This window comes from Pseudomonas sp. TMW22091, from assembly GCF_022496705.1.
In the GTDB taxonomy this organism is placed as follows: Bacteria; Pseudomonadota; Gammaproteobacteria; order Pseudomonadales; family Pseudomonadaceae; genus Aquipseudomonas; species Aquipseudomonas saxonica.
This window is the reverse complement of the sequence record NZ_SCFI01000002.1, coordinates 325,587-340,409: the sequence shown is the minus strand read 5'-3', so window position 1 is coordinate 340,409 and position 14,823 is coordinate 325,587. Positions and strand designations below refer to the sequence as shown.

Here is a 14,823-nt window from a genome sequence, read left to right as displayed (position 1 = left end):
TTGTTAGAAAGAAAAATTGGGTATTGGAATTTATTATGATGAGTGTGCTTTACCTCAAAGATGCAATCCATTCTTTAAAAAAAATATTTTGTTTACTCGGACAGTTTGTGAGGTTGTCGTCGTCGAAATCAAAAATATTTACCAAATCTGAACGTCTGGCTTGTTCGCCCATTTTTAATTCATACGCCATGAGCCCGGCAGTCATTTGTCTTGTACTTCTGGATGGATGAACATTTATTTTCGATCCTTTACAAAGGAAGTCAATGTCCGGCATCTGTTCACGCAGCTTTGCCAAGCAGGTGTATAGATCGTCTCCAGTCGAGATGAAATCTGAGTTTTTTATTTTCAAATGAATGCAGGGTGGATCTGTTGTATACGAGAGATCAGCTTTTACCAATGTATTATCTATTTTTAATATGATTTCTCGAAAGTCCACTTTTACTTTCCTGCAGGATTAGGGATTGAGTAACCAACGTAACTACCATCGGCATTGACTGGTGTAACCCCTAATATATCTTCTTTGAGAATTTGATTGGGGGATCGCAATTCCCATTTCTTCTGGCAACGGTACTTTGGTACCAAGCTCATGATTTACGTTACGGCCCTGTATTAATTTAAGAATATAGAATTGCCCTGGTTTTGTTCGGTAGGCAGTTCCGAAATCTATGGCTACATCAGCAGATGTAGAAGTACTTATAAAATTACTAGGGGCCGTCGCCGGGTTGACAACTCACCAGACATCATGAGTCTCGGCTCTGTAATTATTTTCAATACGCTCAACAAGCAATGGCGCACTGATAATTCCTTCTGTCGGATACTCCAATTCATTAGGTCTAAGTTCTCTTTCGAGTCGAAAAGACTCTTTACCATCCCACAGCCAAAGGGAACCACCCGCTCCGCCATTCCTGGAGCGAAATGTAGGAAATATTTTTAGCCTATCGGGCACTGAAATATTTTCCACGACGGATAGCAGGCCTTGATTTACCGCACTTTGAACAACTAGGAACGCAGAAAACTGTGGCTCACCCTCAACTAGCGTTGAAAAATCTTTTGGTTGCTTATTGTGAAATCCGGGAAAAACGCGAATTAAAAAACCGAACTCCTGGTGCTTATGAGTAACTTGCGCATATGCAACGCCTTGCGAGGTTAGTACCTGCAAAATGTCGCCAAGCTTTACTTTCTTAGCCATTTAAAATCCTTCATATCCAGCTTTTTTCAGTAGCTCAATACCGCAAATCAAACCCAGTTCATATTTGGTCAGGTTTTTGATAGACGTTATGGAGTTGATTTTATTGATTAGCGTGCCGCCATCTTTACCAAGGCCATGGTAGTGGTCAGTGCCTGCTCAACTGCCCGAGCGTCAGCACGAGATATATTGTCCAGCCCTCTGATTTTTGAAACCACTATCCCTTTTTGTCTGAGGTGAGATTGACCACGCTTAGCTATATCGTAGGCTATTGCAATATAACGAGCCATGCCATCAACAATGCAGTTATAAACACAGGTTTTTCCGCCTATATAGGCAACTTATCCTGGAGCTTTTATACCCGGACAATCCCCCCCCAAGCACTCATCAACTCCTACGGATCCAGCCACCCCATGAATTTAGCCGAGGGGGAGCGGCTAGGATCAAAGATATGTTTCAGAAAGTATGGGCGTTTTTAGTGCTATTCAAACATATTTTTATGTTATCAATAATGGCGGTACTTGGCAGCTTTGATCTTTGTTGCGATTCATTAATTTGTTGACATGCCACTGTTTTAGTAGGGTGTAATTTGGCTTGAGTATTCCCGCACGGGAAAATTTTTAACTGTGAAATTATTTTGATTCTTCAATATTAAATCTGCTCTTAACTATGTTTTGTGCTGCGCGAAGCTTGCTTAGAAGCTCTGTGATCGTATTCGCGGCGAGCAAAATTAATGGTGACTCCCAATGGTGGTCTTCGATTACGCGAACTTGAAATCGTCCATTTATATCGAAAGAAGGATACCAACCCGCATCTATTAACAAGTCATTACCATATTCAACTTGCAGCATATCTTCTTTTAATACAAAGAGGTCGCTTTTAAAGTTTTCACTGTCAATATTTGAAAGTTCGTCGTAGGTGATTTTTCCATCTAAAAAGTCTAATGCAATCATTTTGTAAGCTTCCTGAATTCTTGCTCAGTTATCGGATGCCCGTGAATGGTTTTGGCACTCAGTTCAATACGTATCCACCTACTAGTTTTGCCACCGCTGGCACCGATATCGCTTTCAAACTCCTTAACTTTCCACGGCTTACCATTGGTGCTTGATTTTCCATCCTTAAAAACCCCTCTTTCTAAGCTTTCTATGTCAGTTCCTGGCTTGTATTTTGCCGGGCCAGTTTTAGTGGATTCAATAATTGCTTTCCAAGACATGTTTTTTGACGGGCTATGCTTGTATCCGTGAGCTGTCCAATGGATCTCGTTATGCGCAGGCGCTTCTGGGTCTTCGCCAATATAATTTAGTTTTTGTTCCGGCGTTTCACCATTTTGCTCGGTGATTTTGCGCCCTAAATCCCCCGGACAAGAACTCAACCCCAACGGATCCACCCACCCCGTGGGGTTGGGCACGTACTGGTAGCTGTTGAGTCCACCCGCCAATTTGATCGGGTCGGGGGTCAGGTAGCGGCCGGTGTTGGGATTGTAGTAGCGATGACGGTTGTAGTGTAGTCCGCTTTCTTCGTCGTAATACTGGCCCTGAAAACGCAACGGGTTGCTGATTTCGTTGATGTCGAATTTGACGATGTTGCCGTACGCCCGGTAGTACGCCGACCAGACGATTTTCCCGCCTGAGTCGGTGAGTTCTTGCGGGGTGCCCAAATGGTCGAGCTGGTAGTAATAAACCTCGTTGGTGGTGCCGTGGCCTTTTAGCAGGGCCATCGGTTTGAAGGTGCCGGGTTCGTACACGTAGCTGCGGTACAACGGCCAGCCCTTAACACCTTTTTGGTAGATGTTTTCGGCGATCAGCCGGTCGCCTTGCCAGATAAATTGGGTGGTTTTGCCGTCCATGTCTTTGGCGATACGTCGGCCGAAGGCGTCGTAGCGGTAGGCGACGTCGCTGCCGTCGGGCAGGGTGATGCCGATCAGGCGGTGTTGGCTGTCGTAGCGGTAGTGGCGCACAAGACGTTGGCCGGCGCCGCGTCGTTCGCGCAGGAGGTTGCCGTAGGCGTCGTAGTCGAAGTGGCAGTCGCCTTGCATGAGCAGGCGGTTGCCTTTGATTTTGCCGTAGCTGCGGCCCTGACCGTTGTAGCTTTGGGCGAGGAGGTTGCCCGCCGGGTCGTGGGCGAAGTGTTCGACGTTGTTGGCGTTGCTGAGGACTTCGGTGAGGCGGTCAAGCGGATCGTAGGCGTAGCTTTTTTGGCCTTTGCGGCTGTCGGTGAGCAACCTCAGGTTGCTGTTTGCGTCGTATTGGTAGCTGCGCCGATAGTGGTAGTGGCCGCTGACTTCGCCGTTGTGGTCGAGGGGGTGGACGCGGTGTTCCTTGAGGCGCTGTTGTTCGTCGTAGTGGTATTCGCTGAGCACCGAGCCTTGTTGGCGCATGATCTCGCGCCCGTGTTCAAAGCGGTGGCCGGTGAGGCGCTGGCCGTTGAGGTGGATGGCTTTGAGCGCGCCACCGGGGTGGTAGAGGTAGTCAAGGCCGTTGCCGTCGGGCAGTGTGCAGTGGCTGAGTTGGCCGAGGGCGTCGTAGCGGTAGCGCAGGGTGGCCCAGCCCTGATGCTCGGTAATGAGACGGTCTTGCAGGTCGTATTCGTAGGCGAGTGGCCACTTGCCGTCGTCGACTTCGGTGAGGCGGCCGAGGCTGTCGTAGGTGTAGGTGATTTCACTGCCGTCGGGCAGGGTTTTGACCAGCAGGCGTCCGGCACTGTCGCGCTGGTAGGCGGTTTTCAGCGGTGGGGTGTCGCCGGAGAGGGTGTCGGGGTATTCGGTTTTTTCCAGCAGGTGGCCGTTGAGGTCGTAGGCGTAGGCGGTTTTGCTGCCGTCAAAGCCGATTTCCTGTCGCAGCAGGCCGTTGGGGTGGTAGTCGAGTTGGTAGTGCTCGTTGTGTTCGTTTTCGATGCCGGTGAGCAGCAGGCGGGCGTTGTCGTAGCGGTAGTTGAGCTGGCTGCCGTCGGGGTTGATGCGGCGGCTGATGAGGTGCAGGTGGTCGGCGTATTCGTAGCGGGTGATGTGCCCGCGTTCGTCGCGTTCGGCGGTGACTTTGCCGTAGGCGTTGTAGCTCCAGGCGCGGGTTTTGCCGCCGGGAAGGGTGATTTGGCTCAGGCGGCCTGCGGCGTCCCATTTGTAGTGGGTAAGGGCGCCGTCGGGTTCCTGCTGGGTGGTTTTGCGGCCTTGGGCGTCGTAGGCGTATTGGCGCTGGTTGCCGTCGGGCAGTCGTTCGCCGGTCAGTTGGCCGAGGGTGTTCCAGACCAGCTTGTGGTAGCTGTCGTCGGGGTGCTGAATGAGGGTGATTTTGCCCTGCGGGTTGTAGGTGTAGCGGGTGATGTGGCCGTCGGGGTCGGTCTGGCGGGTGATGTCGCCCTGGGCGTTGCGCTCGTAGTACCACTGCGCCATGCCGCGTCTGATTTTGCGCACGTGGCCGTCGAGGTAGCTGTAGTAGGTGGGTTCGTCCTGGGGCGGGATCAGGGCGGTGAGGAGTCCGCTTTCGTTGTACTGGTATTCGGTCACCGCGCCGAGGGGGTCTTTTTCAGCGATCAGGCGGCCTTGTTCGTCGTAGATTTTTTGATGGGTGGCGCCGTCCGGGTCGGTCTGGCTGACGAGGCGGGCGTTGCTGTCGTGTTCGTAGATTTGTCGGCTGCCGTCCTGATGGTGGACGGTGACGGTGCCGGCGTCGTCCCATTCATAGCGGGCGTGCATCTGCCCGAAGTTGTTCCAGTGGCGGATGCAGCGCGCTTGTTTGCCGCGGTGTTGCCACTCCCAGTAAAACGTCGCGCCACCGGCCAGTTGCCGCTCCTGGATGACGTGGTCGGTGTCGTAGCGGTAGTGCTCGGTTTCTTGCAGGGCGTTGGTGGCGCCGATCAGTTGGCCTGCGTCGTTGTAGCTGTAGGAGACGGGGGTGTGCAGGGTGGTCCAGCGTTCTAAACGCACGCGGTGTTTGGCGTAGTGCTCGTCGGAGCGTTCGATGAATTCGCGGCTGTGGTCGTAGTACTGGTAGTCGACGGCGCACAGTCGGTTGTTGTGGTAGCGCAGCATCAGGGCGCGTTCAAACTTGTCTTCGATGCGGTGCAGGCGACCGTCGCGATGGGTGATGGTCAGGCGGTTGCCGTAGGCGTCGCTGATGGCGATCAGTTTGAAGTCTTGAAAGTGGTAGAAACGGCGGGTTGTGCCCGCTTGGGCGAGGATCAGTTCGCCGTCTTTTTCACCCAGGTAGATCGCGGCGCGGGCCAGGCTGTTGGTGATGGCCGGGCGTTGTGCTGTGGGGCGCGGGAAGCGGGTCTGGCGGTTTTCGTGGTCGGTCCAGAGCAGTTCGTCGCCGTCTTCTTGCAGGCGATGGTTCAGGCTGTGGCTCCAACCGAAACCCAGGCTGCTTTGGCTTTCGACGGCGCTGGTGCGGTACAGGCGTGTCCACTCGAAGGGCAACACGCCGTCGAGCACGGTGTCGGTGAGGGTCAGCAGTTCTTCGCCGGTGACCATCGAGACCGGGCAGCCTTGGGTGCAGGTTTTGTCAGCCGGTTCGGCGGGCTGGTCGTTGAGGTTTTTCGATTGCGCCGGGACGTCGTCGACGTGCTGAACTTGCACGATTTCGGTGTAGCTTTGAGGTTTTGCGCGAACGGCTAATGAGGCGTCTGCGATGGATTCTGTAACCGCTCCACTCTCTGGATGAGTGACCTCAACCAGGCCTTTTTTCGCCGAATTAAAAACGCCTTCACCCTGTAAGAGTATGGGTTTGCTGAATTCAGTGTGGGTCGTCGAGCGGGCTTTGCTGGTGCGCATCAGCATGTCGATAAATGCATCCAGCAACTGCGTGGATTTGGCTGCTTTGCTCACGCCAACTGCAGCTGTTATCGCAGCTGTTATCGCAGCTTTTGCTACCAATCCCAGGCCGCCAGTCAGGATCAAGCAGACGCCAATGTTGATGAATGCTTCGCCGGCCAAGAGCCCGGCTTCGCCGGCCAAGAGCCCGACTATTTCGCTAAGGATGGGTGGCGGCATTAACCTGAGCCACGCAATAAGCGCTGAGAAATACGCCCATAACAGCGGCTCGTCAGTGGCCACCAAGTACAGGGGGTTGAGTGACTCTTTGGTACCGTTTAATAATTTTCCGAGTTGATCAGCACTGAAAAAAGCGCTCAGTCTTTTGAGGTGTTCCTCCGGGTGAGTCACGATGTGGAGCAGCTTGTTGATGTTTTCCCACAACGTCATCAAAGATTTGATAACGCCCTCGATCAGCGCCTCTGCATTGATCCATAGACGGCCTGCGCTACTGGCTTGCTCATACCTCTGCCACAACGGTAAATACTCGGTGTTCCATTGAGTGGTTAGCCAAGTGCCGAGCTCGTTGAGCAAGCCCTGATAGGAATTGAAAAAACGATCGATCTGCTCCGGGCTCGTCTGGGGGAAAAACGTAACGCGGTATTCCTGATTGGGTTTGCAGCCCTCCAGCAGCTTGCGGCCGCTTTCATCAATGAACGTGTTGATTTCCGGCGCATCGATGGCTTCTTCAAAGCCTTTGTTTCTGCCACTGAGGGGGTGAGGACGCAGCGGAGTCAGGCGTACCGGAGTGTTGCCAATCGGTACAAAATGCGCGGACTCAAAGGCGTGAACGAGCGTCAAGGTTCCGTCTATCGCACACTGGGCGTAGTTATTGGACGGGCCACGGCGCTTAACAGGACGGGTGATGGTGCTATCACCGGCACTGAACTTTTGCTCGACATCAAGCATGCCGCCAAAGAGTTTTTCGGTCTGTTTGCGATAGCCCACCAGGCAATCGTTGAATTGCACAAGGATGGTCTGCACATCCGGCAGAATGCTGTTGTGCCCGGTCGGCGTGTTGGCACTCATCGACCGAGTTCCTGCTGTATGTAGGCTATAAATCGCTGGTTATCGTCGTCCTGGGATGCATCCGAAAACGTTACGAAATGCTCAACCTTCTGGCGCAAGACCGACTCGGGCGTGGAGAAATACAGCTCGGCTCGAGTTTCTTTCAGCCACAGCATCAAATTGTTGATCACGTTAGTGAGGTCCTTGTCGGCGAGGGTGTTGAGCAGGTTTTGGGGAACCTCCCACCAGGGAAATGATTGAGCCGGGCGCGCCGCACCCTGGCCTACTGCCACGGGCTGGCCGTTGATCCAATAGCGGTCAAACACCGGTAGAACGTCAGTCGCCGCAGTGCTCAGGTGCTGAAGAATCGGCAGCCAGTGGCGGCCGTCCCAGAACCGAAAAAACACGGCCTCGCCGGCAGGCATCAAGACTTGAGTCAGGCCGCGTAAATGCTCAGTGATCAGTTCTGGGGCAGCGGTAGACACGGCCAGCCAGCCCCAATCGTCAGCGTCGGTTTCAGCTACCCACTGTAGAAACCCGCTGTCAGGCGTCAGGCTCAGTAAATAAGGCATGACAGGCAGCCAATCGGCGTAGGGCGTGTTGGCCCACAGCGCTATCGCTGGCTCGACCCCGCACCGTTTGCGGTAGGCCGCGAGCGGGTCGGCATCACTGGTTGAGCTGATCACCGCGTACAGGCTTTCACCGGGACGCAGCGGGTTTTTGGTCAGCCATTGCTGTGGGTCGAGGGGGTCAGATGTCACACACACTTCCTTCGCACTCTTCGCACAAAGGTGCGTGGCGTTTGGGGCTGTTGATTGGGTTGGGGGTCAGCAAGGCGGGTTGGGGCAGCAGCGCCACCAGATCCAGATCTAATCGGTCACTGACCCGTAGCCAATAAGAGAGGTAGGGCGTACTGATGAGCTGTTCGCCATCAATGGTCAGGTTGAAACGAAACGGGGGCTGTGAGGGTGACATCCTCGATTCCTTACGCTGCGGTCGCCCTGATGTAACAAAACGTCAGGGCCTAATCAGTGCGCAAGTGTGCAAAGGCTGTGTTGGTGCTGTATGTAGGATGGGTCTTATCGCGCTAGGGTTTTGTTTGATTGTTGAGTAGGAGAAATAATTTTGATGACGGCCTCCAGCGACATATTCAACTATACGAATGTCTGGGATCGCGCCTGATTCGCGGCATGTAATTTAATAGCCGTGTTGCACTCGACGGCTGCAACCGACCTACTTCATAACGAGACTTTAAGGGGGTTGCACAACGTTAATGTGCCGTGAAACTTAACAAACAGGGTTATTTGTAGGCTAATTCACACAATATTAAAGCCAACTTCCTACCCAATAAAACATTGTAGATGTCAGTTAGTGTGGACTATAAATGTAATACGTTATTACAAGTTACTTCAGCACTGATGTTTCTTGGCGCCATCCCGTTTTGCCTATCATCTTTAGTTACTGTGCTGACAAGGAGTAAGGATGTTGCGTTCCCTGACCCCTCCCGCCGCAAGTCGACCCTATAGCGAAGTTTGCCAACCCCATGGAGTGCCACAGCCGGCAGGTTCAACTGCTGACTTGGTGTGTGCTCGCATGGATGCAGGCAGGTTGCGTTTCTCCAGTCAGGAAGACCGACACCAAGCCTTTTCCAACGGTGTATTCCTGCTACACATTCCCGATGATCTGGATGTGGGCGCAGCCGATCAATTCGCCAATGAGTTCTATCGAGGGGACGCCAGCCTGTACGGGGGGTTCAAGGCATTAACCTCTACCTCATTTGACGACGCCTTGCTGGGGTTCCATCGCTGGGTCGATCAGATAGAGCAATTCTTGCTCGAACGCAGGTTCTGGGGCAGTCACTACCCCGTCGAGATTGCGCTTATCGGCGAACAAATGACCGCTTTATCCCAACAAATAGTCTGTGCCGCGCTGGAGTTTGCGGGCATCCCGCCTTCAGTCTGGCTAAGGGGGAGCGGCAGCTGTTCTCACGCAGAAGGCGCCTATCATCTGACGTTCAATCATTACCGCGCACAGCTGGACGCCGTGGGTTTGAGTTCGCACAAAGATGATGGCTTTCTGACGATTTTACGAACCACCCGCCAGGGACTTGAAGTGAATCGGTGTGGTCGCTGGGAACGTGTTGACGCCACACAAGATCTGTTCGTGATTAACTTTGGCTTATCAATGGAAATCCTGACGGCCCGCTGCCCGTCGCCGGTATCGGCTATTTTGCATCGGGTCTCGAAACAAACCGAGGATCGAACCAGCTTTGGTCATTTCAGCTCGAGCAACTTTATAGAGCGTGATCAAGGCTGCTTTACGTATTGTCCTGAACAAGGCCTGCAACGGGCACTCGGTAAACCGGCACTGTTACAGGCTCACAGCCGCGAATATTGCTCGCACATTCTTTATTCGGGCTGTTCTCGAGATGAAACAGCCTGATTGGCACCCGCCCAAGGGCAATAACAGCCTACCGCCAGAGTATGCGTGGCGTTTGCCGGGCGGCCTTGGCTCAGGGCTTGCAAAACAGGTTCGACAAAGCTGTTGCTCGCGTTGCAGGTAGCCCCTTCACTGTAAGGCCCGATGTAAGCCAATTTACCGCTGCGGTCCCAGATCGCGATGGCCGGACTGGCGCTCAAATGTTCTGCGCCGTGGACATTGGCCAAAGGTTTGAGGGCACCCAGGCTGATGGGCAGTTGGCCGTGTGTGCCGGGTCTTTGAACGGCATAAAACTCGACACCTTGTGGCGCGTAGTGGGCGACCAGCTCACTCAAGTGCTGGTAGTTGCCCACATTGCACGGGCAACCTGGGTCCCAGAAGTGCACGACGCGAATGGCGCCCGGCCCTGACAATTCGGCAGGTAAACGCAGCGTGTCCCCGGCGAACAGCACTGCTTGATCACTGAACGTGCGAATGTAACGGCCTTGAAACCAGTCGTAGGCCCACCATAACCCCACAGCGCATAACAGCGTCAGCAGACAGGCCAGAAGGTTTTTTAACGTGAACACAGGCATGCCATCGGGTCCTCGAAGGACGCGTAGCTTGCCATGCTTGAGCCGACAGATGAATATCGTCGGTCTATAAAGCCTGTTTGGAAATTGCTATGTCCTCACCCTTTTCTCCCGATGGCTTGCGCGCCAGCTTGCAACCCTTGAGCGCAGGTCAGCCACTTTCGAGCGATGGTTTGGCGTACCAGCATTTTTACGGGCTGGATTTTGCCCAACGACCTGCACCTGTGCGCCGGCAATTGGGACGCTTCAGTGCGGCAGGTTACGATTTGGTCAGCCAAGTCTGGTGGCCCGAACGTGCGGTAGCAACGCTCTTTGTGATCCACGGGTTTTACGACCACATGGGCTTGTACCGGCATGTCATCGAGTGGGGGTTGAACCACGGTTTCGCGGTGATTGCCTGTGACTTGCCAGGGCATGGGTTGTCGAGTGGCGAGCGCGCCAGGATTGATGATTTCGCGCAGTATCAGGCGGTGTTACAGGGTTTGTTTATCGAAGCACAAACACTGGATTTACCTAAGCCCTGGCATCTATGTGGCCAGAGTACGGGGGGCGCCATTGTGCTGGACCATGTCCTGCGCTATGGCGATTCAAGCCCGGCTCAGGGGCAGGTGGTATTGCTGTCGCCATTGGTCAGGCCCAAGGACTGGAACTGGTCGAAATTCAGTTATTACCTGCTTAGGCCTTTCGTCAAAGGAATCGCCCGGCGCTTCAGCGAGAATTCCAATGACCCCGACTTCTTGCCTTTTCTTCAAGCCGATCCCTTGCAGCCATTAAGGCTGCCAACCGCATGGGTAGGGGCGCTCGCACGCTGGATACCCCGTATCGAAAACGCACCGCCTTGCACCCGGCAGCCCATAGTCATTCAGGGCTCGGCCGACAAAACCGTCGATTGGCAACACAACCTTGAAGTGTTGAACGCCAAGTTCAAGCAGCCGCAGGTGCTGGTGTTGCCGAACGCGCGGCATCATCTGGCGAATGAGACGGCTGAGATACGCGAGGAATACTTTGCGTTTCTGGACCGTTTTTTTTGAGCTGAGCCGAGGGTGTAGAACCCTGCTGAGTACCGTGTTTCATAGGTACTCAGCAGAGTCTGCTCAGTCCTTTTTGAGGACTTTGGCCAAGACGATTTTCGGCCCTTTCATCTTCTTGATGATGATGCGCAAGCCTTCCACTTCAAGGGTTTCTTCTTCCTCCGGCACCCGCTTCAAGGTGTCGTAGATGAGCCCCGCAATGGTTTCGGCCTCTACGTGATCCAAGTCAACGCCCAGCAAGCGCTCGATCTTGAACAACGGCGTGTCACCGCGCACCAGCAGTTTGCCCGGCTGGTACGAAAGAATACCGCGCTCAGCCTTGCGATGTTCGTCTTGAATATCGCCGACCAATACTTCCAGCACGTCTTCCATCGTCAGGTAACCGACCACTTTGCCATCGGCTTCTTCAACCAGAGCGAAGTGCGCGCCGCCCTTGCGGAAGCGTTCGAGCAACTGCGACAGCGGCATATGACGCGACACGCGCTCCAGAGGGCGGGTCAGCTCTTCAAGATTGAAGGTCTCGGGCAAGTGATCGAGGTCGGCCAGTTCCAGCAACAGGTCTTTGATGTGCAGCAACCCGAGGAACGTGTTGGTTTCAGCATCGTAGACCGGGTAACGGCTGAATTTGTGACGACGAAACATCGCCAGAATTTCTTTCAGCGGTGCTTTGGAGTCCAGGGTCACCAGGTCTTCACGGGAGTTGGCCCAGTCGACCACTTCCAGCTCACCCATCTCGACCGCCGAGGCCAGTACGCGCATGCCTTGGTCGCTGGGGTCCTGACCACGGCTGGAGTGCAGAATCAGCTTAAGTTCTTCACGGCTGTAAGCGTGGTCATGATGGGCACCCGGCTCGCCCTGCCCTGCAATCCGCAAAATGGCATTGGCACTGGCGTTGAGCAAATAAATGGCCGGGTACATCGCCCAGTAGAAGAGGTACAGCGGCACGGCGGTCCACAGCGACAACGTCTCAGGTTTGCGGATGGCCCAGGATTTTGGCGCCAGCTCGCCCACCACGATATGCAGGTACGAAATGACAAAGAAGGCGGCAAAGAACGACACGCCTTTAATCACTTCGGGCGATTCGACACCGATAGCGCCCAGCAGCGGCTCCAGAATATGGGCGAACGCCGGCTCACCAACCCAACCCAGGCCCAGCGATGCCAGCGTAATACCCAGCTGGCAGGCTGACAGATAGGCGTCGAGCTGATTGTGAACAATGCGCAGGATCCGGCCGCTCCAGCCGTTAACGTCGGCAATGGACTCGACCCGTGTGGCGCGCAATTTGACCATGGAGAATTCAGCGGCAACGAAAAATCCGTTGAGCAGAACCAGGATCAGAGCAAAAAGAATCATGCCGAAATCGGCGAAGAGTGAGGCGAGGGTCAAACCAGGGGAAGGGTCCATGATGGAGTTTTACGGGTTCCGTTATTTCGAGAAAAGAAGGGGTTCAGGTCTGTTAATCAGACAGATGTAACGCAATGTAGCGGCTGATGCGGCCCTTGCCTAGTGGGCAAAAGCCGCAGGTGCTTAGTCATTGGCTGTCGAAAGCGCAGGTCTGGTCACCTGCGAGGCAGCGAAATGGCAGGTAAAGGTGCTGCCATGCCCCAGCACGCTGCTGATTTCCAGACGCGCGCGGTGGCGCAGCAAGACATGTTTGACGATGGCCAGGCCCAATCCGGTGCCACCCGTGCTGGCATTGCGACTGGAGTCCACGCGGTAGAAACGCTCAGTAAGACGCGGCAGGTGCTTGTTGTCGATGCCGACACCGGAGTCCTGAACACTGAGGTGCGCGCCCGATGCATCGGCCCACCAGCGGATCTGAATGCTGCCACCGTCCGGGGTGTATTTGACCGCGTTGAAGATCAGGTTGGAGAACGCACTGCGCAGCTCGGTTTCACTGCCCTTGAGGGCGGCATGACTTTCAACGTCCAGCGTGATGGTCTGGTTGCGCTGCCCGGACAAGGCTTTGGCATCGCCCTTGATCGACTGCAACAAGGCGTCGATGGCCACCGGCTGGTTATCGGACGGGTAGTCCGTGGCCTCAAGCTTGGCCAGTAACAGCAGGTCGTTGAGCAAGGTTTGCATACGTTCGCCCTGTTGCTGCATTTGCGACAGCGGGCGTTTCCAGCGCGGGTTCACATCATCAACGTTATCGAGCAAGGTTTCGAGGTAGCCGCAAATCACCGTCAGCGGTGTGCGCAACTCATGGGAGACATTGGCGATAAAGTCTTTACGCATTTGTTCAAGCTGGTGCAGGCGGGTGACATCACGCACCAGCATCAGGTGTTCATTATTGCCGTAGCGCGTGATGTAGAGCTGGATGTGCAGGTGGTCGTTGACCGGCGAGGGAATATCCAGCGGCTCAACGTAGTTACCCGCCTCAAAATATTCCTTGAAGCGAGGGTGACGCACCAGGTTGCTGACGGGCTGACCGCTGTCCTGAGGGGTCTTGAGCCCCAGCAAGGTTTCAGCGGCACGGTTCCACCATTCAAGGTTGCCATCGCTGTCGAGCATCACCACAGCGTCCTTGAGCGCAGCCGTGGACTCTTGTACCCGATCGATGACCGCCTGCAGACGCCCCCGTGCACGTTGGTCGCGACGTTGCAGGTGGTAGATGCTGTCAAACACTTCCCCCCACAAGCCGTAGCCGTCTGGAGGTGGTTCATCAGGTTTGTGCTGGCGCAACCAGTGGTGCAAGCGCAGTAACTGCTTGAGGGTCCAGCCCAGATAAAGTGCCAGGCCCACAGCCAGGCTCAATCCGTAATAGCCGCTGACAAGCCCGATCAACAGGCAACCGCCGATCAGAAGCACTAAATGACGAATCAGCGTGCTATGCCATTTTTGATTCAAGATCATACGTCCTGTTATGAGCTACTCGTTGCTAGCCTACAGCGCAACCGCATCAGGCTGGGCACTGGCGAAAGGCGGCTGGCAGCTTATGTCAGGCTTTGGTGGAAAACCGGTAACCGGTGCCGCGCACGGTTTGTACCAGATTTTCATACGCCTCGCCGAGCGCCTTGCGCAGGCGGCGGATGTGCACGTCTACCGTACGCTCTTCCACGTACACGTTGCCGCCCCAGACCTGATCAAGTAATTGACCGCGGGTATAGGCGCGTTCCTGATGGGTCATAAAAAACTGCAACAAGCGGTATTCGGTGGGGCCCATTTCGGCCGGAGTGCCGTCAATGGTCACTCGGTGGCTGATGGGGTCGAGCAGCAAACCACCGATTTCGATAGGTGATTCGGTATCGGCCGGGCCGGCACGGCGCAGCACAGCCTTGAGGCGGGCGACGAGTTCACGGGGTGAGAAGGGTTTGGTGATGTAGTCATCAGCCCCCACTTCCAGGCCCTGGATTTTATTGTCCTCTTCGCCTTTGGCCGTCAGCATGATGATCGGAATATCGTTGGTCAGCTCTTCACGCTTGAGGCGGCGGGCCAGTTCGATGCCCGATGTACCACCGGGGAGCATCCAGTCGAGCAGGATCAGATCGGGTTTGCGATCAACGATGATGGCGTGGGCGTCTTGAGCATTGTCGGCTTCAAGGCAGTCATAGCCTGCCATTTCCAGTGCCACCGCGATCATCTCGCGGATGGGTGCCTCGTCATCAACGATCAAAATGCTCCTGCCAGCCATGCCTTAATCCTCTTGTCATTTAACTGTCTTGTGGCGCATTAGATAACGCAATTATTGCAGTTGTGTGACAGGTTTGCCGGTTACAGGACTAGCGACACCAAACTCCCACACTCGGCATTGCCTAAAACGCTATTCTGTAGGGGATT

The 14,823-nt window shown here is 54.6% G+C and carries 12 protein-coding genes; 2 read left to right on the top strand and 10 right to left on the bottom strand.

The annotated features are described in order from the left end of the window. Nucleotides 1-49 precede the first annotated feature (49 nt). The 6 genes from EQV93_RS05295 to EQV93_RS05270 form a co-directional block, all read right to left on the bottom strand. Nucleotides 50-436 carry a hypothetical protein gene (locus EQV93_RS05295; RefSeq protein ID WP_240891023.1) on the bottom strand — a complete coding sequence of 129 codons (387 nt, stop codon included), beginning with the start codon at nucleotides 434-436 and terminating at the stop codon, nucleotides 50-52. Nucleotides 437-730: 294 nt separating this feature from the next. Continuing rightward, nucleotides 731-1,189, bottom strand: a complete 459-nt coding sequence (locus tag EQV93_RS05290) for a hypothetical protein (protein WP_240891022.1) — start codon at nucleotides 1,187-1,189, stop codon at nucleotides 731-733. Nucleotides 1,190-1,818: 629 nt separating this feature from the next. Continuing rightward, nucleotides 1,819-2,139 (bottom strand): hypothetical protein, encoded by a 321-nt coding sequence (locus EQV93_RS05285; RefSeq protein ID WP_240891021.1) that lies wholly within the window; start codon nucleotides 2,137-2,139, stop codon nucleotides 1,819-1,821. Next, nucleotides 2,136-7,022: an RHS repeat-associated core domain-containing protein gene (locus tag EQV93_RS05280; protein ID WP_240891019.1), complete on the bottom strand. Its 4,887-nt coding sequence runs from the start codon at nucleotides 7,020-7,022 to the stop codon at nucleotides 2,136-2,138. Before EQV93_RS05280 ends, EQV93_RS05285 begins: the two co-directional genes overlap by 4 nt. Beyond that, a complete protein-coding gene (locus EQV93_RS05275; RefSeq protein ID WP_240891018.1) occupies nucleotides 7,019-7,762 on the bottom strand; it encodes a DUF4123 domain-containing protein in 744 nt (247 codons plus the stop codon). The genes EQV93_RS05280 and EQV93_RS05275 overlap by 4 nt, the downstream gene beginning before the upstream one ends. Next, nucleotides 7,752-7,976 (bottom strand): hypothetical protein, encoded by a 225-nt coding sequence (locus EQV93_RS05270; RefSeq protein WP_146427549.1) that lies wholly within the window; start codon nucleotides 7,974-7,976, stop codon nucleotides 7,752-7,754. Before EQV93_RS05270 ends, EQV93_RS05275 begins: the two co-directional genes overlap by 11 nt. A gap of 507 nt (nucleotides 7,977-8,483) precedes the next feature. On the opposite strand from EQV93_RS05270, the gene EQV93_RS05265 reads away from it, so the two are divergent. Next, on the top strand, nucleotides 8,484-9,443 hold the full coding sequence (locus tag EQV93_RS05265) for a 2OG-Fe(II) oxygenase family protein (RefSeq protein WP_240891016.1): 960 nt from the start codon (nucleotides 8,484-8,486) through the stop codon (nucleotides 9,441-9,443). Here EQV93_RS05265 and EQV93_RS05260 read toward each other — a convergent pair. After that, on the bottom strand, nucleotides 9,410-10,015 hold the full coding sequence (locus EQV93_RS05260) for a DUF6436 domain-containing protein (protein WP_240891014.1): 606 nt from the start codon (nucleotides 10,013-10,015) through the stop codon (nucleotides 9,410-9,412). The genes EQV93_RS05265 and EQV93_RS05260 overlap by 34 nt on opposite strands. An 89-nt stretch (nucleotides 10,016-10,104) precedes the next feature. Between EQV93_RS05260 and EQV93_RS05255 the strand changes: the two genes are divergently transcribed. After that, complete coding sequence (locus EQV93_RS05255; protein WP_240891012.1) at nucleotides 10,105-11,043, top strand: alpha/beta hydrolase; 939 nt, start codon at nucleotides 10,105-10,107, stop codon at nucleotides 11,041-11,043. 63 nt (nucleotides 11,044-11,106) lie between these two features. Here the strand turns inward: EQV93_RS05255 and EQV93_RS05250 are convergent, their stop codons facing one another. From EQV93_RS05250 to phoB, 3 genes are all read right to left on the bottom strand, one after another. Further along, a complete protein-coding gene (locus tag EQV93_RS05250) occupies nucleotides 11,107-12,447 on the bottom strand; it encodes a hemolysin family protein (RefSeq protein ID WP_122781942.1) in 1,341 nt (446 codons plus the stop codon). Nucleotides 12,448-12,570: 123 nt separating this feature from the next. After that, nucleotides 12,571-13,899 carry a phosphate regulon sensor histidine kinase PhoR gene (gene phoR / locus EQV93_RS05245; RefSeq protein ID WP_199751016.1) on the bottom strand — a complete coding sequence of 443 codons (1,329 nt, stop codon included), beginning with the start codon at nucleotides 13,897-13,899 and terminating at the stop codon, nucleotides 12,571-12,573. 85 nt (nucleotides 13,900-13,984) lie between these two features. Further along, the gene (gene phoB, locus EQV93_RS05240) at nucleotides 13,985-14,677 is read right to left on the bottom strand and encodes a phosphate regulon transcriptional regulator PhoB (RefSeq protein WP_122781943.1); all 693 of its coding nucleotides are present in this window, start codon (nucleotides 14,675-14,677) and stop codon (nucleotides 13,985-13,987) included. Nucleotides 14,678-14,823 lie beyond the last annotated feature (146 nt).

Excerpts from the sequence above, each read along its gene's own strand:
- EQV93_RS05290 (WP_240891022.1), bottom strand. The coding sequence starts at position 1,189 with ATGGCTAAGAAAGTAAAGCTTGGCGACATTTTGCAGGTACTAACCTCG.
- EQV93_RS05285 (WP_240891021.1), bottom strand. The coding sequence starts at position 2,139 with ATGATTGCATTAGACTTTTTAGATGGAAAAATCACCTACGACGAACTT.
- EQV93_RS05280 (WP_240891019.1), bottom strand. The coding sequence starts at position 7,022 with ATGAGTGCCAACACGCCGACCGGGCACAACAGCATTCTGCCGGATGTG.
- EQV93_RS05270 (WP_146427549.1), bottom strand. The coding sequence starts at position 7,976 with ATGTCACCCTCACAGCCCCCGTTTCGTTTCAACCTGACCATTGATGGC.
- EQV93_RS05265 (WP_240891016.1), top strand. The coding sequence starts at position 8,484 with ATGTTGCGTTCCCTGACCCCTCCCGCCGCAAGTCGACCCTATAGCGAA.
- EQV93_RS05260 (WP_240891014.1), bottom strand. The coding sequence starts at position 10,015 with ATGCCTGTGTTCACGTTAAAAAACCTTCTGGCCTGTCTGCTGACGCTG.
- EQV93_RS05255 (WP_240891012.1), top strand. The coding sequence starts at position 10,105 with ATGTCCTCACCCTTTTCTCCCGATGGCTTGCGCGCCAGCTTGCAACCC.
- EQV93_RS05250 (WP_122781942.1), bottom strand. The coding sequence starts at position 12,447 with ATGGACCCTTCCCCTGGTTTGACCCTCGCCTCACTCTTCGCCGATTTC.
- phoR (WP_199751016.1), bottom strand. The coding sequence starts at position 13,899 with ATGATCTTGAATCAAAAATGGCATAGCACGCTGATTCGTCATTTAGTG.
- phoB (WP_122781943.1), bottom strand. The coding sequence starts at position 14,677 with ATGGCTGGCAGGAGCATTTTGATCGTTGATGACGAGGCACCCATCCGC.